Source organism: Pseudomonas sp. FYR_7 (genome assembly GCF_043106155.1).
GTDB lineage: Bacteria > Pseudomonadota > Gammaproteobacteria > Pseudomonadales > Pseudomonadaceae > Aquipseudomonas > Aquipseudomonas parafulva_B.
The window spans coordinates 1-17,771 of the sequence record NZ_JBICMI010000046.1; the positions used below are offsets into that span (position 1 = coordinate 1).

19 protein-coding genes and 1 pseudogene are annotated in these 17,771 nt (G+C 64.0%); 10 read left to right on the forward strand and 10 right to left on the reverse strand.

The annotated features are described in order from the left end of the window. Positions 1-704 precede the first annotated feature (704 nt). Positions 705-1,040 carry a helix-hairpin-helix domain-containing protein gene (locus ACF8R3_RS10645; protein ID WP_058639934.1) on the forward strand — a complete coding sequence of 112 codons (336 nt, stop codon included), beginning with the start codon at positions 705-707 and terminating at the stop codon, positions 1,038-1,040. Between the two features lie 56 nt (positions 1,041-1,096). Here the strand turns inward: ACF8R3_RS10645 and ACF8R3_RS10650 are convergent, their stop codons facing one another. Then, positions 1,097-1,264, reverse strand: a complete 168-nt coding sequence (locus ACF8R3_RS10650; protein ID WP_023535343.1) for a DUF2897 family protein — start codon at positions 1,262-1,264, stop codon at positions 1,097-1,099. Between the two features lie 214 nt (positions 1,265-1,478). On the opposite strand from ACF8R3_RS10650, the gene pyrF reads away from it, so the two are divergent. After that, complete coding sequence (gene pyrF / locus ACF8R3_RS10655; protein WP_196142991.1) at positions 1,479-2,180, forward strand: orotidine-5'-phosphate decarboxylase; 702 nt, start codon at positions 1,479-1,481, stop codon at positions 2,178-2,180. A 69-nt stretch (positions 2,181-2,249) separates the two neighbouring features. Here the strand turns inward: pyrF and ACF8R3_RS10660 are convergent, their stop codons facing one another. Continuing rightward, entirely contained in the window at positions 2,250-3,251 is a 1,002-nt protein-coding gene (locus ACF8R3_RS10660; RefSeq protein WP_392515581.1) for an NADP-dependent oxidoreductase, read from the reverse strand. A gap of 176 nt (positions 3,252-3,427) precedes the next feature. Between ACF8R3_RS10660 and ACF8R3_RS10665 the strand changes: the two genes are divergently transcribed. The 3 genes and pseudogenes from ACF8R3_RS10665 (at position 3,428) to ACF8R3_RS10675 (ending at position 6,683) form a co-directional block, all read left to right on the forward strand. Further along, the gene (locus ACF8R3_RS10665; RefSeq protein ID WP_392515582.1) at positions 3,428-4,189 is read left to right on the forward strand and encodes an SDR family oxidoreductase; all 762 of its coding nucleotides are present in this window, start codon (positions 3,428-3,430) and stop codon (positions 4,187-4,189) included. 1,105 nt (positions 4,190-5,294) lie between these two features. Continuing rightward, a pseudogene (locus ACF8R3_RS10670) lies at positions 5,295-5,822 on the forward strand (HAMP domain-containing protein); the annotation flags it as partial. After that, positions 5,820-6,683, forward strand: a complete 864-nt coding sequence (locus ACF8R3_RS10675) for a methyl-accepting chemotaxis protein (protein ID WP_392515586.1) — start codon at positions 5,820-5,822, stop codon at positions 6,681-6,683. The pseudogene ACF8R3_RS10670 and the gene ACF8R3_RS10675, both read left to right, overlap by 3 nt. Positions 6,684-6,737: 54 nt before the next feature. Here the strand turns inward: ACF8R3_RS10675 and ACF8R3_RS10680 are convergent, their stop codons facing one another. Then, complete coding sequence (locus tag ACF8R3_RS10680; RefSeq protein WP_100851084.1) at positions 6,738-7,928, reverse strand: benzoate/H(+) symporter BenE family transporter; 1,191 nt, start codon at positions 7,926-7,928, stop codon at positions 6,738-6,740. Positions 7,929-8,074: 146 nt separating this feature from the next. Here ACF8R3_RS10680 and ACF8R3_RS10685 point away from each other — a divergent pair, with 146 nt between their 5' ends. After that, entirely contained in the window at positions 8,075-8,677 is a 603-nt protein-coding gene (locus tag ACF8R3_RS10685) for a glutathione S-transferase family protein (RefSeq protein ID WP_144966031.1), read from the forward strand. A gap of 157 nt (positions 8,678-8,834) precedes the next feature. Here ACF8R3_RS10685 and ACF8R3_RS10690 read toward each other — a convergent pair whose 3' ends face one another. From ACF8R3_RS10690 to ACF8R3_RS10710, 5 genes are all read right to left on the reverse strand, one after another. Continuing rightward, positions 8,835-9,206, reverse strand: a complete 372-nt coding sequence (locus tag ACF8R3_RS10690) for a glutaredoxin (RefSeq protein WP_058639716.1) — start codon at positions 9,204-9,206, stop codon at positions 8,835-8,837. A 61-nt stretch (positions 9,207-9,267) separates the two neighbouring features. Then, entirely contained in the window at positions 9,268-9,813 is a 546-nt protein-coding gene (folE, locus tag ACF8R3_RS10695) for a GTP cyclohydrolase I FolE (RefSeq protein ID WP_023535356.1), read from the reverse strand. 69 nt (positions 9,814-9,882) lie between these two features. Next, positions 9,883-10,443, reverse strand: a complete 561-nt coding sequence (locus ACF8R3_RS10700; protein ID WP_058639717.1) for a Smr/MutS family protein — start codon at positions 10,441-10,443, stop codon at positions 9,883-9,885. A 280-nt stretch (positions 10,444-10,723) separates the two neighbouring features. Further along, positions 10,724-11,044 carry a hypothetical protein gene (locus ACF8R3_RS10705; protein WP_100851085.1) on the reverse strand — a complete coding sequence of 107 codons (321 nt, stop codon included), beginning with the start codon at positions 11,042-11,044 and terminating at the stop codon, positions 10,724-10,726. Between the two features lie 81 nt (positions 11,045-11,125). Continuing rightward, positions 11,126-11,716 carry a cysteine hydrolase family protein gene (locus ACF8R3_RS10710; protein ID WP_058639718.1) on the reverse strand — a complete coding sequence of 197 codons (591 nt, stop codon included), beginning with the start codon at positions 11,714-11,716 and terminating at the stop codon, positions 11,126-11,128. A gap of 181 nt (positions 11,717-11,897) precedes the next feature. On the opposite strand from ACF8R3_RS10710, the gene prmB reads away from it, so the two are divergent. Beyond that, positions 11,898-12,806: a 50S ribosomal protein L3 N(5)-glutamine methyltransferase gene (gene prmB / locus ACF8R3_RS10715; RefSeq protein ID WP_058606109.1), complete on the forward strand. Its 909-nt coding sequence runs from the start codon at positions 11,898-11,900 to the stop codon at positions 12,804-12,806. A gap of 90 nt (positions 12,807-12,896) precedes the next feature. Here prmB and ACF8R3_RS10720 read toward each other — a convergent pair whose 3' ends face one another. After that, positions 12,897-13,679, reverse strand: coding sequence for a hypothetical protein (locus ACF8R3_RS10720; RefSeq protein ID WP_058639720.1), 783 nt, complete (start codon positions 13,677-13,679; stop codon positions 12,897-12,899). A gap of 63 nt (positions 13,680-13,742) precedes the next feature. Beyond that, entirely contained in the window at positions 13,743-14,702 is a 960-nt protein-coding gene (locus ACF8R3_RS10725) for an alpha/beta hydrolase (RefSeq protein ID WP_392515583.1), read from the reverse strand. A 182-nt stretch (positions 14,703-14,884) separates the two neighbouring features. On the opposite strand from ACF8R3_RS10725, the gene aroC reads away from it, so the two are divergent. The 3 genes from aroC to ACF8R3_RS10740 all read left to right on the forward strand — a co-directional run bounded on the left by aroC (position 14,885) and on the right by ACF8R3_RS10740 (position 17,745). Further along, on the forward strand, positions 14,885-15,976 hold the full coding sequence (gene aroC / locus ACF8R3_RS10730; RefSeq protein WP_392515584.1) for a chorismate synthase: 1,092 nt from the start codon (positions 14,885-14,887) through the stop codon (positions 15,974-15,976). Between the two features lie 81 nt (positions 15,977-16,057). Next, positions 16,058-17,212: an MFS transporter gene (locus ACF8R3_RS10735; protein WP_392515585.1), complete on the forward strand. Its 1,155-nt coding sequence runs from the start codon at positions 16,058-16,060 to the stop codon at positions 17,210-17,212. Beyond that, a complete protein-coding gene (locus ACF8R3_RS10740) occupies positions 17,209-17,745 on the forward strand; it encodes an oxidase (RefSeq protein WP_392475419.1) in 537 nt (178 codons plus the stop codon). The genes ACF8R3_RS10735 and ACF8R3_RS10740 overlap by 4 nt, the downstream gene beginning before the upstream one ends. Positions 17,746-17,771 lie beyond the last annotated feature (26 nt).

Below are 17,771 nucleotides of genomic sequence, written 5' to 3' on the forward strand. Positions count from 1 at the left end.
GCCGCGATGGGCCGCAAAGCGGCCCCAAGATCTAAAGCGCGCCACCAGCTCTGCGGCTCCCACAGGTGCGAGTAGGCCTGTGCTTCACGCCATGTTACCGCCTGCCTAGCACCGCATTTGAAGGCTCCCACCTCCCCGGGTGTGAGCGGCCTCGTGCCGCGATGGGCCGCAAAGCGGCCCCAAGATCTAAAGCGCGCCACCAGCTCTGCGGCTCCCACAGGTGCGAGTAGGCCTGTGCTTCACGCCGTGTTATCGCCTGCCTAGCACCGCATTTGAAAGCTCCACCTCCCCGGGTGGGAGCGGCCTCGTGCCGCGATGGGCCGCAAAGCGGCCCCAAGATCTAAAGCGCGCCACCAGCTATGCGGCTCTTACCCCGGTAGGGTACCCAGCACCCCCGCATTCAGCACCACATCACACACCCTAACCCTCAAGCGACTACCCCGACCCTCTTGTCAGACTCAGCCCCCCAGCACGTCAGCCCCATTTCCCACTAATCACCTCTCCCCCAATGAACCCTGCTACACCTCACCAAACCAACCGACCCCACCTCTGCAACCTCCCCCCACCCTAAGCCCATCCCCGACCAATCCAGTAACCATTACCCCACCCCAAACCCTGTCCCACCCCTCACCTCCAGCGCTAGGGTTAACCCCGCAGCCCAAGGAACAGGCTGCCAGAAATGACCAACCCTAGGAGTCTTCATCATGCGTAAAAACCTGCTCACCGCGCTGCTGCTCCCACTCGTCGCCAGCCTTTCGTTCACCGTAAACGCAGCACCCTCCAATACCACGACAATGGTCGAACCCATGGCGATGGTCGCCCAGGCAAGCCAGCAAGCCACCCCGCTGGTTGACCTCAACAGCGCAGATGCCCTGACCCTCCAGAAAGAACTCAACGGCATCGGCAAAACCAAGGCCGAGGCAATCGTCGCCTACCGCGAAGCCCACGGCCCCTTCGCATCAGTCGATGAATTGCTCGAGATAAAAGGCATCGGCAATGCGCTGCTGGAACGCAATCGCGACAAGCTGAAAGTGCAATAAGCACAGAGGGGCGGGCCTATCGACAGGCCCGCTCATTGAAAGGGCGTTGACCGCACTCAGCGGTCTTGAGCATCCCGGGCATCAGCCTCGGCATTGCGTTCATGGACCTTGCGCAACTGCTCGTCAGTCAACGGCAGCTTCTTGGCCGTGTCGCGCAGCATCATCAAACCGCCGACGATCGAGCCAATGGCAACGATGAGTATCAGCCAGGCATACCAAGGCATTTTCCTTCTCCTGTTGCGAGTGTAAGCGGCTTGCTTACCTGTTATGAGCCAGGCGCCGCTTCGTTGGTTCAATGGTACAGCGCCTCATCCCGGCCCAGCACCCAACGCCCACATCCTGGCTCACCGTCCGACCAATTCCTCGGCCAGCAGCCCCCCAGCCTGCGTCACATCGTTTACAATGCGCGCCGTTTCCGACTTGCCAAGAGACCCTGCCATGCCCGCTTGCCAGACGCCCCTGATCGTCGCCCTGGACTTCCCCACCCGCGAAGCCGCCCTGAAGCTGGCTGACCAGCTGGACCCTGCGCTGTGCCGCGTCAAAGTGGGCAAGGAGCTGTTCACCAGCAGCGCGTCGGGCATTGTCGAAACCCTGTGCGACAAAGGCTTCGAAGTGTTCCTGGACCTGAAATTCCACGACATCCCCAACACCACGGCCATGGCCGTCAAGGCCGCTGCCGAGATGGGCGTGTGGATGGTGAACGTGCATTGCTCCGGCGGTCTGCGCATGATGGCTGCTTGCCGTGAGGAACTGGCCAAGCGTAGCGGCCCGCAGCCCCTGCTGATCGGTGTGACCGTGCTGACCAGCATGGAGCGTGAAGACCTGGCCGGTATCGGCCTGGATGTAGACCCGCAAGAGCAGGTGCTGCGCCTGGCGGCGCTGGCCGAGAAGGCCGGCATGGACGGGCTGGTATGCTCGGCGCTGGAAGCCCCTGCGCTGAAGGCTGCGCACCCAGGCCTGCAGCTGGTCACCCCGGGCATCCGCCCAGCAGGCAGCGCCCAGGATGATCAGCGTCGCATCCTCACGCCACGCCAGGCCCTGGATGCTGGCTCGGACTACCTGGTAATCGGCCGCCCCATCAGCCAGGCCGCCGACCCAGCCCAGGCCTTGGCAGCGGTGGTGACCGAGATTCGCGGCTGAGTCTGAACTGCACGCCTGTCAGGCTCCGGTATTGAATCGGAACCTGATAGGCGTGCGTCTAGTGCGTCATTACACCTTCAACACCAGCTTGCCAAAGTTTTGCCCGTTGAACAGTTTCAACAGGGTGTCTGGGAAGGTTTCCAGGCCGTCCACCACGTCTTCCTTGCTCTTGACCTGCCCATTGGCCAGCCAGCCGGCCATTTCTTTGGCCGCTTTGCCGTAATCCTTGGCGTGGTCCATCACCACGAACCCTTCCATGCGCGCACGGTTGACCAGCAGCGCCAGGTAGTTGGCCGGGCCTTTGACCGCTTCCTTGTTGTTGTACTGGCTGATCGCGCCACAGATCACGATGCGCGCCTTGAAGTTGATGCGCGTCAGCACCGCATCCAGGATCTCGCCCCCAACGTTGTCAAAGTAAACGTCCACACCTTTCGGGCATTCGCGCTTAAGGCCCGCCTGTACGTCCTCGGCCTTGTAGTCGATGACGCCGTCAAAGCCCAGTTCATCTTTCAGGTACTGGCATTTCTCGGCACCGCCAGCGATACCCACGACGCGGCAGCCCTTGATCTTGGCAATCTGCCCGGCAATGCTGCCCACCGCCCCCGCGGCGCCGGAGATCACCACGGTGTCGCCGGCTTTGGGCTGGCCCACTTCCAGCAAGGCAAAGTACGCCGTCATGCCGGTCATGCCCAGGGCCGACAGGTAGCGGGGCAGGGGGGCAAGGCTCGGGTCGATTTTCTGCAGGTTCTGGGGCTCGCCGGTGAAGTAGTCCTGCACACCCAATGCGCCGTTCACATGGTCGCCAGGCTTGAAGTCCGGGTGGTTGGACGCAACCACTTCGCCCACGCCCAGGGCGCGCATCACCTGCCCCAAGGCAACCGGCGGGATGTAGGACTTGCCCTCGTTCATCCAGCCGCGCATGGCCGGGTCAAGGGAAAGGTACAAGTTGCGCACCAGCACCTGCCCTTCACCGGGTTGTTCGGCAGGCACGGTCTCGAACTTGAAGTCTTCACGCGTTATCGCCCCAACCGGGCGTTTGACGAGCAGGAAGCGGCGATTGGTCTGGGTCATGACGGGTCCTTGAAGAATAGAATAGGCACAAGAGGATAAATCTACCTTGTTGATGAAAGCAGGTCCTCAACATCACTGACAAGCATGGTCCTATAAATGTCCATGTGATGATGCTGCCGGCCTTACCAGCGGCTGGCTATGCTCGTGTGCCTCACAGGCCCTGACAGGAGCGCGGCATGAGCATGAGTTTTTCAGGCCAGGTAGCACTGGTCACCGGGGGCGGGGCAGGCATCGGCCGGGCAACGGCGCTGGCCTTTGCCTGCGAGGGCCTGAAGGTGGTGGTCGCCGACCTCGATGCAGTGGGTGGCGAGGCCACGGTCGGGCAGATTCGGGCCGCTGGCGGCGAGGCGTTGTTCATCGCTTGCGATGTGACCTGTGACGACCAGGTCCGCCAACTGCACGAGCACCTGATCGCCGCCTATGGCCGCCTGGACTATGCCTTCAACAATGCGGGTATCGAGATCGAGCAGGGCAAGCTGGCCGACGGCAGCGAGGCGCAGTTCGACGCCATCATGGGCGTCAACGTCAAGGGTGTGTGGCTGTGCATGAAATATCAGCTGCCGCTGCTGCTGGCCCAGGGCGGCGGCGCTATCGTCAATACCGCCTCGGTGGCGGGGTTGGGCGCGGCGCCTAAGATGAGCATCTACAGCGCGTCCAAGCATGCCGTGATCGGGTTGACCAAGTCGGCCGCCATCGAATATGCCCGCAAAGGCATCAGGATCAATGCCGTGTGCCCGGCCGTGATTGATACGGACATGTTCCGCCGGGCCTATGAAGCCGACCCCCGCAAAGCCGAATTCGCGGCCGCCATGCACCCGGTAGGACGCATCGGCACCGTGGCCGAAATCGCCAGCGCGGTGTTGTACCTGTGCAGCGATGGTGCGGCGTTTACCACTGGGCATTGCCTGACGGTGGATGGAGGGGCTACGGCGATTTGAATGGGTGAGGCTGTGGTGGATGAAGCCCAAAGGCTGTCAGGGTCTGAGCACTCGTTCTGAACAGGCATTATCACGCTGACATCCTGGGGCCGCTGCGCGGCCCATCGCGGCACAAGGACCGCTCCCACAAAAGCGAAATTTACAGGCCACCGAGCCCCGTGTGCGGCCTGGCGCCGCGCTGGACGCACTCATGCAATTACCCAATCTACCAGCCCCCGCGTCCCCCCCGGGTGGGAGCGGCCTTGCCGGGGCGCCGGACCGGCCGCGATGGGCCGCGCAGCGGCCCCAAGTTCTCCGCCCCAACCCGCAAATCTTGACCCTCTCGCGCACCTCCAGCCTGCCACCGTCATCCCCCTCCACCCACCACCGTCGTTGCCAGACAACATCCCGCGACCCAACCCTCCCTTTCGCACGTAAGACGACTCCTACAAACCCATTACCGACACCCTCATAGCTATTTGACACTATTCTGACGTCAGGCCCTTGTTCAGGGGTTGGCAACGTTGCCACCCTTGGCTATCGGGATAACCTGACACCCACAAGGGGAATCGGCATGGGCGCGAGCAAGCACGGTGTGTTGGCCAACCTGGGCATGGCCCGCAAACTCGCGCTGGGTTTCACCCTGGTGTTGCTGCTGACCCTGGCGGTGGCTGGCATCGGCATCGCGGCGTTGCACAGTGTCGGGCAGCGCTTTGACAGCCTGCGCGAGCTGGCACAATTCAACACCGACCTGTTGCGCTTGCGCCAGCACGAACAGGCGTTCGCATTGCGCTCCGACATCAAACAAGCCGAAGCCTTGCGCGCCGGGTTGCAAGGGTTGCTCGAGCGCGCCCGTGCACTGCCGGCCCTGGCCGCAGCCGAACCTGAGCTGGCCGCCTATGGCCAGGCATTCGAAGCATTCGTCGGCGCGGTGCAGGCCAAGGAACTGGCGCTCGACACCGCCAGCTGGTCGGTCTCAAGCGTTGCCAACAACCTCGACGTGCTGCAGTCCGGCCTGGCTGATGACGGGGTGTATACCCTCAAGCAATCGCAAGGCCAGCAGGGCGGGGAGTTCCTGGAACAGGCCGCGCAGGTGGCGCAGGTCTCGCGGTTGATGCTCCAGGCCATGGATGAAGCCCGGGTACGCCTTGAGAAAAGCCGCAAGGGCGAAGACGATGTCAGCCAGGCGCGCATCGCGCAAACGGTCGAGGCTGCCAGCCTGGTGGGCCAGTTGCAGGCGGCGGTCACCGACAGTGGCTATCAGAGCGTACTCAACGAGGTAGCGGGGCACATTGGCAGCTTCTCCGAAAAACTCAATGAATACACCGACCAACTGGCCAGCGAACAAGGGCTCAAGGCGCAGTTGCAGGCCTCGGCCGAGCATGTCACCAGCCGCGTCGATCAGGCCTACCTCAGTGAAGAGCACGTGCTGCAAGGTGACCTGCAGCGCAACACGTTGGCCATCGCCATCGCCACCGCGCTGGCCTTGCTGGTGGGCGTGCTGGCCGCCTGGCTGATCACCCGCGCTGTGGTTGGCCCGCTGAAGCACGTGATTGCCCGTGCACAGCGCATTGCCGACGGCGAACTGGCCTTCGAACCCGTCGCCCCGCGCCGCGATGAAGTAGGACAACTGACGCAGGCCATGCAGCAGATGGCCGCAGGCCTGTCAGGCATCGTCAGCGGTTTGCAACAAGGCATCGAGCAATTGGCCGGCAACGCCCAGGCGCTGTCGGCCGTGACCGAGCAGACCAACCGCGAAGTCGGCAGCCAGAAGGAAGAGACCGAGCAAGTGGCTACGGCGATGCAACAGATGACGGCCACCGTGCACGATGTAGCGCGCAACGCCGAGGAGGCCGCGCAAGCGGCGCAGGCTGCCGACGAGAAGGTCGACTCAGGCCAGCATGTGGTGCGCCAGAGCATGCAGCGCATCGAGCAGTTGGCCGTCGCGGCCGAAACCGCCAGCGCGAGCATTGAAAGCCTCAGCTCTGAGATCCATACCATTGGCGATGTGCTCGAGGTCATCAAGAGCGTGGCCGAGCAAACCAACTTGCTGGCCCTCAACGCAGCCATCGAAGCGGCCCGTGCCGGCGAGCAGGGACGCGGCTTTGCGGTAGTGGCCGATGAGGTGCGTGCACTGGCCAGGCGCACGCGCCAGTCCACCGAGCAGATCGAAACCCTGGTGGCCAGCCTGCGCGGCAATGCGCAGCAGTCCGTCGCGCAGATTCGCGGCAGCACCGAGCTGGTGCGCCTGGCCGTGGCCGATGCCCTGCACACCGAAAGCGCACTGGGCAGTATTGCCGCCGCAGTATCGTTGATTCAGCAGATGAACCAGCAAATCGCTGCCGCCGCCGAACAGCAAAGCTCGGTCGCTGAAGAAATCAGCCGCAGCGTCACCCAGATTCGTGGCAGCGCCGACCAGGCCGCGTTGGCCATGCAGGACAGCGCCCGGTCCAGCGTCGAGCTGGCGCAGTTGGGCACCGACCTCAAGGGCATGGTCGGCCATTTCAGGCTGTGATCGGGCCAGCCTGGCAGGGCGCCGCCAGCGCGAAGCCTGCCATGGGCGGGGGCGTTACGCCTTGCGTGGGTTGAGGATCAGCAGGGCCAGTACACCGGCCACAATGCCCCAGAAAGCCGAACCGATGGAGAACAGTGTAAGCCCCGAGGCCGTGACCATGAAGGTGATGACGGCCGCTTCACGCTCGCGTGCTTCACTCATGGCTACCGTCAGGCCATTCATGATCGAACCAAACAGGGCCAGGGCCGCGATCGACAGCACCAGTTCCTTGGGCAAGGCCGCGAACAACGCCGCCAGCGTCGCCCCGAACACGCCGGCAACTCCGTAGAACACGCCGCACCATACGGCCGCGGTGTAGCGCTTGCTTGGGTCTTCGTGGGCATGCGGCCCGGTGCAGATGGCCGCGCTGATGGCAGCCAGGTTCACCCCGTGCGAGCCAAACGGGGCCAGCAGCAACGAAGCCAGGCCGGTGGCTGAAATCAATGGAGAGGCCGGTACCTGGTAGCCGTCAGCCCGCAGCACGGCAATGCCCGGCATGTTCTGCGAGGTCATTGCCACCACAAACAGCGGAATGCCGATGCTGATGGTGGCTGCCAGCGAAAAGTGCGGCGTGGTCCACACCGGCGTTGCCATTTCCAGTGCGAAGCCACTGAAGTCCAGCAGCCCCAGGGCGCCGGACAATGCCGTGCCCACCAGCAGCGCGGCCAGTACGCAGTAGCGCGGCGACAGGCGCTTGACCAGCAGATAGCTGAAGAACATGCCCAGCACCAGCAAGGTACGGTGCTGGGCGGCAACGAAGATCTCGCTGCCGATCTTGAACAGAATGCCGGCCAGCAGCGCCGATGCCAGCGAGGCAGGAATACGCTTGACCAGGCGCTCGAAGCTGCCGGTCAGCCCACAGACCAGCACCAGCGCTGCACAGGTGATGTAGGCGCCAATGGCCTCCCCGTAGCTCACCCCGCCCAGGCTCGTGATCAGCAGCGCCGCGCCGGGCGTGGACCAGGCCACCGTCACGGGCGTGCGGTAGCGCAGGGACAGGCCGATGCTGCAGACCGCCATGCCGATCGACAGCGCCCAGATCCACGAGGATATCTGCGCAGTGGTCAGGCCAGCCGCTTGCCCGGCCTGAAACATCAGCACCAGCGAGGAGGTGTAGCCGGTGAGCATGGCGATGAAGCCTGCGACCACCGCCGAGGGCGAGGTATCTGCCAGGGGGCGAAGGCGAGCGGAGGTGGCATCGGTCATGAAAAAATCCTTGTAAGGGTATACGCCGTGGTTTTCAGACTAACGCCAGGCGAGGTGACAGCAGCGATACAGCGATCATTGCTTTTAACCATACAGTCGTTAACTATCAGGCGCTCTGGTATGACGGCATTGCAGGGGTAGGGGTGATGTACAAGGTTTACGGCGATTATCAATCGGGTAACTGCTACAAGGTCAAGTTGATGCTCAGCCTGTTGGGGCGGCCTTATGAGTGGCACCCGGTGGACATCCTCAAGGGCGAGACCGAGACGCCCGAGTTCCTGGCCATGAACCCCAACGGCAAGGTGCCGGTGTTGCAGCTCGAGGACGGCAGTTACCTGTGGGAATCCAATGCCATCCTCAACTACCTGGCCGACGGCAGCGAGTTCCTGCCCGCCGAGCCGCGCCTGCGCACCCAGGTGCTGCAGTGGCAGTTCTTCGAACAATACAGCCATGAGCCGTATATCGCCGTGGCCCGCTTCATTCAGTTCTACCTGGGGCTACCGGATGATCGCGTCGAGGAGTACCGCAAGTTGCACAAGGGCGGCTACAAGGCGCTGCGTGTGATGGAGCGGCAGTTGCTGGTGACCCCGTATCTGGTGGGTGACCAGTATTCCATCGCCGATGTGGCGTTGTATGCCTACACCCATGTGGCGCAGCAAGGCGGTTTCGACCTGACGGATTACCCGGCCGTGCGCGCCTGGCTGGAGCGGGTGAGCAGCCATCCGCGGCATGTGCCGATGGTGGGGTGAGCCACGAGGTCCGGGAGCGGCCTTGCCGGGGCGCCGGACCGGCCGCGATGGGGCGCGTAGCGGCCCCCGGCAATATGAGTTGCGGAGCTGAAATCCTGGGGCTGCTGCGCAGCCCATCGCGGCACGAGGCCGCTCCTACACGATCTCGCTCAGTGACTCAATGCTTACCAAACCGCTCATCCAGGTAAGCAATGATGGCCTTGGACTCATACATCCAGGTCACCTTGCCCGCTTCCTCGATGCGCAGGCATGGCACTTTGATCCGGCCACCGCCTTGCTCCAAGGCCTGGCGGTGCACGGGGTCGTTCTTGGCGTCGCGCAACGCCACCGGCACGTTCAGGCGGTGCAAGGTACGGCGGGTCTTGACGCAGAATGGGCAGGCATGGAACTGGTAGAGCGCCAGGCCCTTGGCCGCCTCGTCCACGCCGGCCTGGGCTGCTGGGTCGCGCTTGCGCTTGGCCGGGCGGCTGACCCAGTCGCCGAATACGATAAGCTGGCCGAGGCCAACCCGCAGGGCTTTGACGATCATCTACAAACTCCTGAAATGAAAAAGGCCGACCGGCAGGGGTCGGCCTGGGTGACGCAGCCGGTTACTTGATCAGGCTGAGGAACTCGCTGCGGGTGGCCGCGTTGGCGCGGAACTCACCCAGCATCACCGACGTGATCATGCTCGAATTCTGTTTCTCCACACCGCGCATCATCATGCACATGTGCTTGGCCTCGATGACCACGGCAACGCCGGCGGCACCGGTGACCTGCTGTACGGCATCGGCGATCTGGCGGCTGAGGTTTTCCTGGATCTGCAGGCGACGGGCGTACATGTCGACGATACGCGCCACTTTCGACAGGCCCAGCACCTTGCCCTTGGGCAGGTAGGCCACGTGGGCCTTGCCGATGAAGGGCAGCATGTGATGCTCGCACATCGAATACAGCTCGATGTCCCGGACCAGCACCATTTCGCTGTTGTCGGAACTGAACAGCGCGTTGTTGGTCACTTCTTCCAGTGTTTGCTCATAACCGCGGCAAAGATACTTCATCGCCTTTGCAGCCCGCTTGGGCGTGTCGAGCAGGCCCTCACGGGAGACGTCCTCGCCAATCTGGCTGAGGATCTCGGTGTAGTTCTGTTCCAGGGACATGGATCTACCTGTGGGAAAAATCGCAAAAACGAAGGTTACGGCGGCAAGGGCGGCGCTGCAAGCGCGGCGTTACTCGTCGCGGCCTTCGAGCATGGTTCGCTTGAGCATCACATAGACGGCGCCGGTGCCCCCGTGGCGGGCACTGCAGGAGGCAAAGCCGAGCACTTGCGGGTGCTGGCGCAGCCAGGTGTTGACGTGGCTCTTGATCATGGGGCGCTTGCCATCCAGGCGTGCCGCTTTGCCGTGGGTGACCCGCACGCAGCGTACTTCCAGGCGGGTCGCTTCGGCGATGAAATCCCAAAGTGTCTCGCGCGCCTTTTCCACGGTCATGCCGTGCAGGTCAAGGCTGCCTTCGAACGGTATCTGCCCAAGCTTGAGCTTGCGCAGCTGGGTTTCCTGAACGCCGTCACGGCGCCACATCAATTCGTCTTCGGCGCCCACGTCGATGACGAACTGGTCGGACATGCCATCGATGACCAATGCCTTGTCGCTGGACACGGTCGCCGACTGGCGCAGGCCGGCCAGCTTCTGGCGATCGGTCTTGGGCTTGCCGACCTCGGCACGGTCGTGCGTGATCGGCTTGACGCCGCGCACTTCGGCCTTGAACAGGGAAAAATCGTCGTCTTGCATGATGCCTCCACGTGGGCGGCGTAGTTTACGCGAGTGTGCGGCGGTGTGCAGCCATGGTGGTCGGGTGGAGTGGGCAGGCTGGCGATGGGCGACCCCAGGCAATAAGGTGCAATGCTGTCCACCTGTGGGAGCGGCCTCGTGCCGCGATGGGGCGCGCAGCGGCCCCAGGGTTTCAGCGTAGCAGCCTAGATCGCCGGGGCCGCTGGGCGCCCCATCGCGGCCGGTCCGGCGTCCCGGCGAGGCCGCTCCTACAGGGGGCTGAGCTCAGTTTGCAGGAACCTCACTCATGCTTTTTCATCAAGTGAGGCGACATGTTCAGCTCCCGAGCCCGGCGCAGGCGGATGCGGCTCAGGCGCCAGAAGCGTACGCCTAGCCACAGCATCAACAGCCCCACCACCGTCAGGGTGGCGGCAAGCGGCTTGTTGGCGTTGAGTTCGGCTAGGGCAGGGTAGTTGCCCAACAGCCCGGCCACGCCAGCCATGGCCAGCAACACACCGAGGGTGGCCAGCAGCGCGGACAGCGCAGCACCCAGGCGTGCGCCCCAGCTGCGCGGTTCGCGCGGGCGCAGGCGCTTGGCGTCGATACTGCCTTTGAGCTTCATCCTGCTCTCCTGTAGGGGTGTGGGCCCTTCGACCCACAATCACACCTCCGGTTCCTGCCTGCCGCCACCCACGTGATCGGGTCAGATCAGGCTGGCCGTCGGCGCCACGCACGCGAAGTTGTCGGCCATCACGGCCATTTCACACCGGTGAATCTGCGCCGCTGGAATCACTTGGTCGTTAAAAGCCAGGTCACGGGTGGCCGACGCATCTTCCACCAGGGTGCACCGGTAACCATAGTCCTTGGCACGGCGCACGGTGGTGCTGACGCTGGAGTGGCTCATGAAGCCGCAGACGATCAGGTCGAGATGGCCGAGTGCCTGCAACGTCTCGTGCAGTTTGGTGTTCTTGAAGGCATTGGGCATGCGTTTTTCGATCACGGTCTCGCCTTCCAGCGGTTCGAGCCCCGGAATGAACTGACCCGCAGGGCCCTGGGGGTCGAAGCGCCCGCCAACGGTGCCCAGATGGCGAACATGGATGATCGGACGGCCGCTCTTGCGCGCGGCATCGAGCAACCTGGCGATGTTGGCCACGGCCTCATCCATGCCCGACAGCGCCAGGGGCCCGGTGAGGTACTCCTTCTGCGCATCAATGATGATCAGGCTGGCTTGGCTCAGCTTGGCCGGCGGGTAATCGCGGCCAGTGAGGCGGAACATCGTGGTTGGAACGGACATCAAGGGCTCCTTGGTATAGGGCTTTTGTGCGCCTATTCTCCCCTGCCTTGGCGACAATGGGAATGGTTGACAACGCAAGTGGCGTGTTTGCTGGCTTGTGGCTACCGTACAGGCGATTGCAGGGAACAAATCCGGGGCCTGGGCTGTTAGACTTTCGGCCAGTCTGAATTAGGAGTTTCCCGTGATCACATCCCGTCTGCGCACGCTGCGCGACTATATCCGTTGGGCGGTCAGCCGCTTCCATGAGCACGACCTGTTCTTCGGCCATGGTGCCGACAACGCCTGGGATGAAGCCCGGTTGCTGGTGCTGGGGGCGGTCCACCTGCCGTTCGAGGTGGCCGACAGCTACCTGGACTGCATGCTCGAGGATGCCGAGCGCGTACAGCTGCAGCACTTGCTCAAGCGCCGCATCGAAGAACGGGTACCCACCGCCTACCTGCTGGGCGAGGCCTGGTTCTGTGGCATGTCGTTCATCGTCGATGAGCGCGTGCTGGTGCCGCGCTCTCCCATTGGCGAGCTGCTGGAAAAGCGCCTAGAGCCGTGGCTGGGCGCTGAGCCAGGCCGCATTCTGGACCTGTGCACCGGCTCCGGCTGCATCGGGATCGTCGCCGCCGACGTCTTCCCGCAGGCCGAGGTGGTGCTGGCCGACCTGTCGTTCGAAGCGCTCGAAGTGGCCAACCAGAACATCGAGCGCCATGGCCTCGATGGCCGGGTGTACACCGTGCAGGGCGACGGTTTCGAAGGGCTGCCGGGCCAGCGCTTCGACCTGATCCTGTCCAACCCGCCGTACGTGGACGCCGAAGACTTCGACGACATGCCGGCCGAATACCACCACGAACCGGAGCTGGGCTTGGCTTGCGGTGCTGATGGTCTGGACCTGGTACGGCGCATGCTGGCCGATGCGGCCGACCACCTGACCGAAAAGGGCTTGCTGATCGTGGAGGTGGGCAACAGCCAGGTTCATGTCGAGGCGCTGTACCCGGAAGTCGATTTCGCCTGGCTCGAATTCGAGCGCGGCGGGCATGGGGTATTCATGCTCACCGCCGAGCAGTGCCGTCAGCATCAGGCGTTGTTCAAAGGCCGCGTCTGAGGGCGCGTGGGCGCAACGGGTGTCAGGCGCCCGTTTCGCCCAACCCGTTTTCAAAACACCTGGGGCCCATGAAACGCCAGGCCCAGGGTTTCAACGCGTGGCGATCCAGATCAGTAGCCCGGCTTGAAACAGTGCAAAGGCCACCAGGCAGGTGATGGTGAACCGCAAGCCGCTGTCTTCGCGCTGGTACTTGGCCACACGCTCATCACGCTCGCGCAAGCGGGCCTCGCCTTCCTGCAACTGCTGGTCTGCCTGCTGCAACAACTGCGCGGCATCGAGAAGGCCCAGGCGCTGCACGCGCTCGCTGTTCCAGCCTACCTCCAGCTGGTCTACCCGGGTCTCGGCCGTTCGGCCTTTGAGCACCTGCCCGTCTTCGTACTGCACCTCAAGGCCTGCCCCGCGCAGGCACTGGTCTCGGCGCAGGCGCGAGTCCTCCTCCAGCGCATCCTTGCTCGGCAGCGCAAAGGCCTCTACCCGGTAATTCGGCCACTTGCGCTGCAGCCACTGGGCGGCCTGGGCCAGCAGGAAGCGGCCCAGGCCGCGATTGACCGGCTCCAGTTGCAGGCCATGCTCATCCCCAAGGCGCACGCACCGCGCCTGATGATCTACGCGTATGTCCACCTGGTTATGGCCCTTGTGCACTTTCTGGCCGGGCAACGCAATCTGCATGCGCAGCAGGCTGTTGGCCGGGTCATGGCGCTCGGCATAGCCGAACTGTACGAAACGCAGGGGTCGGGCGCCGGTTACGCGGTCGCCAGGCAGCGGCGCCAGGCGCAGCAACTGGTGATGCTCGACGGCCAGGTCCGCCCAGGGCAGGGCGGGGGTGTGTTGGGGCTCTTCAGCCGGCTCTGTGGCAGCAGGTGGTGTAGTCATCAGTGCATGTCCTTGGCTATGCACGCTGTATCGGCCGCCGCTGCCCAGACCTGAGCCCGTCGATCAGCCCGGTGGCAACTGGCGAATGAACGTGACGATCTGCTCGCCCAGCTCCCGTGCCAATGGCAGCTGCGGGTTCTGGTAGCTCTCGCGCTGTTCGCTCATGTCCTTGGGGCTGATGCGCAGCATGTGGTTCATGCCCTCGATCAGCACCAGGTGGGCATCGGGTTTGGCGTCCTTGAGCTTCTGCGCATCCGCCACGTCCACCTGTACATCGTTGCGCCCCTGCACGATCAGCGCCGGCATGGGCAGCCGCGCAAACGCGGCTGCCGGGTCCTGCCGGAACAAGGTGATCAGGTAGGGCTGCACGCTGGGGCGAAACACCTGGCGCAGCGGTGCGGGTACGTCCAGGCTGGTCTGGCCGGCTTCCAGGCGGTCAAGCAGGGCACTGCCACGGGCCAGCTGCGCAGGCGGAAGGCGCTCGGCAAGCTGCTCGCGCACCACTTCGGCCATGGGCCTGCCGCTGCCAGCCAGGCTGACCACCGCACTGGCCCCAGCCTGCTCGGCGGCCAGGCTGGCGATCAGCGCACCTTCGCTGTGGCCGATCAGGATCAACGAGCCGAAGCGGGGGTCGGCCTTGAGCTTATGGCCCCAGGCCACCACGTCGGCGACATAACGCTCCACGCTCAGGTCGCGCTCATCGGGCGTAGCCGGTTGGCTGGCGGCCACGCCGCGCTTGTCATAGCGCACGCTGGCGATATTCGCATTGGCCAGCAGCAAGGCCAGGCGCTTCAAGTTGTCCACGCGCCCGCCAGCCGGGTTGTTGCCGTCGCGGTCAGTGGGCCCGGAGCCTGCGATGATCAGCACCACCGGCGGCGGGGTGCCCTGTTGGGGTAACAACAGGCTGCCGTGCAATACGCCCTGACCGGCGTCCAGGTCGATGGGGCGGTGCAGGACGGTGGGGGTAGCAGCATGGCAAAGGCTGGTCAACAGCAGGCAAAGCAGGGCAATGAAACGCGGCATCGTGCGCAGCTACACAGGGGGAGATAGCACTTTGACCTACAGTGGCCGAGGAAGGTTCTAGGGCCAGGCCCAAGGCCCTGCATCGTCCGGAACGACGCGCTTGCCAACCGGCCCGCACACGCGGGCAATCCACCTGTATACTGCCGCTTTCGTTCACTTCAGGCAGATCTCGCGGAGCGTCCATGTCCGGCAATACCTACGGCAAGCTGTTCACTGTCACCACCGCTGGCGAAAGCCATGGCCCGGCGTTGGTCGCCATTGTCGATGGGTGCCCGCCAGGCCTTGAGATCTCCCTTGCCGACCTGCAGCGCGACCTGGACCGGCGCAAGCCCGGCACCAGCCGCCACACCACCCAGCGCCAGGAACCCGATGAGGTGGAAATCCTCTCTGGCGTGTTCGAAGGGCGCACCACCGGTTGCTCCATTGGCCTGCTGATCCGCAACACCGACCAGAAGTCCAAGGACTACTCGGCCATCAAGGACCTGTTCCGCCCGGCCCACGCCGACTACACCTATCACCACAAATACGGCGCCCGCGACTACCGTGGCGGCGGGCGTAGTTCGGCCCGCGAAACCGCCATGCGCGTGGCTGCCGGCGCCATCGCCAAGAAGTACCTGGCCACCCAGGGCATCACCGTGCGCGGCTACATGAGCCAGCTGGGCCCGATCCAGATCCCTTTCAAGACCTGGGACTCGGTGGAGCAGAACGCTTTCTTCAGCCCCGACCCAAGCAAGGTGCCGGAACTTGAGGCGTACATGGATCAGCTGCGCCGGGATCAGGATTCGGTAGGGGCCAAGATCACCGTGGTGGCCGAAGGCGTCATGCCGGGCCTTGGCGAGCCGATTTTCGATCGTCTGGACGCCGAGCTGGCCCATGCGCTGATGAGCATCAATGCCGTGAAAGGCGTGGAAATCGGTGCAGGCTTTGCCAGCGTTGCGCAGCGCGGCACCGAGCACCGCGACGAGATGACCCCGCAGGGTTTTCTCAGTAACAACGCAGGCGGCATTCTGGGTGGTATCTCTTCGGGCCAGCCGATCGTTGCCCACCTGGCATTGAAGCCTACCTCGAGCATCACCGTGCCGGGCCGCTCGGTGGACGTTGACGGCAACCCTGTGGACGTCATCACCAAAGGCCGGCATGACCCCTGCGTAGGCATTCGCGCCACCCCGATCGCCGAGGCGATGATGGCCATCGCGCTGATGGATCACCTGTTGCGCCACCGTGCCCAGAACGCCGAGGTGAAGGTGAACACGCCGGTGCTGGGCCAGCTCTGATTCATCTAGGCCTGTTTTCTCGCGGCGGTAGCTCACCCAGCTGAGTCACCGCCGACAGGCCCTGCTTCCCAAGGCAACCCCATGCAGCCGATACCCTACTGGCGATTGTCCAGTTTCTACCTGTTCTATTTCGCCTTGCTGGGGTCCACGGCGCCGTTCCTGGCGCTGTACTTCGACCACCTGGGCTTTGCGCCCGCGCGCATCGGCGAACTGGTGGCCATTCCCATGCTGATGCGCTGCATAGCGCCCAATCTGTGGGGCTGGCTGGGGGACCGGACCGGGCAGCGCTTACTGATCGTGCGGCTTGGGGCGTTGTGCACGCTGGCCACCTTCAGCCTGATCTTCTTCGGCAAGAGCTACGCCTGGCTGGCGATGGTCATGGCCTTGCATGCGTTCTTCTGGCACGCGGTGCTGCCGCAGTTCGAGGTGATTACGCTGGCGCACCTGCATGGCCAGACGTCGCGCTACAGCCAGGTCCGGCTGTGGGGGTCGATTGGGTTCATCCTCACCGTGGTGGGGCTTGGGCGCCTGCTCGAATGGCTGAGCCTGGACATCTATCCCGTGGCCCTGGTCCTGATCATGGCCGGTATCGTGGCCGCCAGCCTCTGGGTACCCAATGCCCAGCCCGTCGAGCACGGTGAGCGACACGGGGCCGGGGGTTTCCTCATGCAGCTGCGCGCCCCTGGAGTCCTGGCGTTCTACGTCTGTGTGGCGCTGATGCAATTGAGCCATGGGCCGTACTACACCTTCCTCACCCTGCACCTGGAGCACCTGGGTTACAGCCGAACGGCCATTGGCCTGCTGTGGGCGCTCGGGGTGGTGGCGGAAGTGGTGATGTTCATGCTCATGAGTCGCCTGTTCGCACGGTTCAGCGTCCGCCGGGTGCTGCTCGCAAGCTTCGTGCTAGCCGCCGTGCGCTGGCTGTTGCTGGGCAATCTGGCAGCGCAGCCGGGCGTACTGGTGGGCGCGCAGTTGCTGCATGCGGCCACTTTCGGCTGCTTTCACGCGGCCAGCATCGCCTTCGTGCAGAGCAGTTTCCGCGCCAGGCAGCAGGGGCAGGGCCAGGCCCTGTACGCTGCGCTGTCGGGTACCGGTGGTGCCCTGGGCGCGTTGTACGCCGGCTATAGCTGGAACATGCTCGGCCCCGGGCTCACCTTTGGTATGGCCAGCGTCGCAGCACTGGCGGCAGCCGTTATCATGGCCTTTCATTCGCAACCCAACAGGACCTTACGATGAGCATCCTCTGCGTATTCGACCCTTCCACCCCGCAGTTGCCCAACAAGGTGCTGACCCATGCCGAAGACATCACGGCAGCACTGGCCGAGCATGGGGTGTCGCTCATGCAGGCCGAGCACGGGCTGCGGGTGCGTCCGGGCACCTTGCACGATGAGATGATGGATGCCTGCCAGGCCCATCTCGATCACATGATGACCACCCACGGTTGCCGGGCCCATGGGGTGATCAACCGTGACGGGGTCGAGGATCAAGGCCCGGACCTGCGCGATGAGCATGTGCTTGATACCGACGAAGTGATCGCCGTGGTGAGCGGACGCGTGCAGGTTGGCCTGCGCCTGGGAGCTGAGGTGTATTCGGTGATGTGCGAGAAGGGCGACCAGTTACGCGTGCCTGCGGGGACGCGGCGCTGGCTTGAGCTGGGGGAGGCGCCGTTTTGCCTGGCGTTCAGGCTGTTTGCAACTGAAGCGGGCAGTCAGCTGACATTTACCGGCGACGCGAGCGCACGGGCGTTTTTGGGGATAGACGAGTTGTGACCTTGCGCCCGAGGCATCTAATGCCC

Excerpts from the sequence above, each read along its gene's own strand:
- ACF8R3_RS10685 (WP_144966031.1), top strand. The coding sequence starts at position 8,075 with ATGTACAAGGTTTACGGCGATTATCAATCGGGTAACTGCTACAAGGTC.
- ACF8R3_RS10645 (WP_058639934.1), top strand. The coding sequence starts at position 705 with ATGCGTAAAAACCTGCTCACCGCGCTGCTGCTCCCACTCGTCGCCAGC.
- folE (WP_023535356.1), bottom strand. The coding sequence starts at position 9,813 with ATGTCCCTGGAACAGAACTACACCGAGATCCTCAGCCAGATTGGCGAG.
- ACF8R3_RS10700 (WP_058639717.1), bottom strand. The coding sequence starts at position 10,443 with ATGCAAGACGACGATTTTTCCCTGTTCAAGGCCGAAGTGCGCGGCGTC.
- ACF8R3_RS10705 (WP_100851085.1), bottom strand. The coding sequence starts at position 11,044 with ATGAAGCTCAAAGGCAGTATCGACGCCAAGCGCCTGCGCCCGCGCGAA.
- ACF8R3_RS10690 (WP_058639716.1), bottom strand. The coding sequence starts at position 9,206 with ATGATCGTCAAAGCCCTGCGGGTTGGCCTCGGCCAGCTTATCGTATTC.
- ACF8R3_RS10650 (WP_023535343.1), bottom strand. The coding sequence starts at position 1,264 with ATGCCTTGGTATGCCTGGCTGATACTCATCGTTGCCATTGGCTCGATC.
- ACF8R3_RS10660 (WP_392515581.1), bottom strand. The coding sequence starts at position 3,251 with ATGACCCAGACCAATCGCCGCTTCCTGCTCGTCAAACGCCCGGTTGGG.
- ACF8R3_RS10665 (WP_392515582.1), top strand. The coding sequence starts at position 3,428 with ATGAGCATGAGTTTTTCAGGCCAGGTAGCACTGGTCACCGGGGGCGGG.
- pyrF (WP_196142991.1), top strand. The coding sequence starts at position 1,479 with ATGCCCGCTTGCCAGACGCCCCTGATCGTCGCCCTGGACTTCCCCACC.
- ACF8R3_RS10675 (WP_392515586.1), top strand. The coding sequence starts at position 5,820 with ATGGCCGCAGGCCTGTCAGGCATCGTCAGCGGTTTGCAACAAGGCATC.
- ACF8R3_RS10680 (WP_100851084.1), bottom strand. The coding sequence starts at position 7,928 with ATGACCGATGCCACCTCCGCTCGCCTTCGCCCCCTGGCAGATACCTCG.
- ACF8R3_RS10735 (WP_392515585.1), top strand. The coding sequence starts at position 16,058 with ATGCAGCCGATACCCTACTGGCGATTGTCCAGTTTCTACCTGTTCTAT.
- aroC (WP_392515584.1), top strand. The coding sequence starts at position 14,885 with ATGTCCGGCAATACCTACGGCAAGCTGTTCACTGTCACCACCGCTGGC.
- ACF8R3_RS10710 (WP_058639718.1), bottom strand. The coding sequence starts at position 11,716 with ATGTCCGTTCCAACCACGATGTTCCGCCTCACTGGCCGCGATTACCCG.
- ACF8R3_RS10740 (WP_392475419.1), top strand. The coding sequence starts at position 17,209 with ATGAGCATCCTCTGCGTATTCGACCCTTCCACCCCGCAGTTGCCCAAC.
- ACF8R3_RS10725 (WP_392515583.1), bottom strand. The coding sequence starts at position 14,702 with ATGCCGCGTTTCATTGCCCTGCTTTGCCTGCTGTTGACCAGCCTTTGC.
- ACF8R3_RS10720 (WP_058639720.1), bottom strand. The coding sequence starts at position 13,679 with ATGACTACACCACCTGCTGCCACAGAGCCGGCTGAAGAGCCCCAACAC.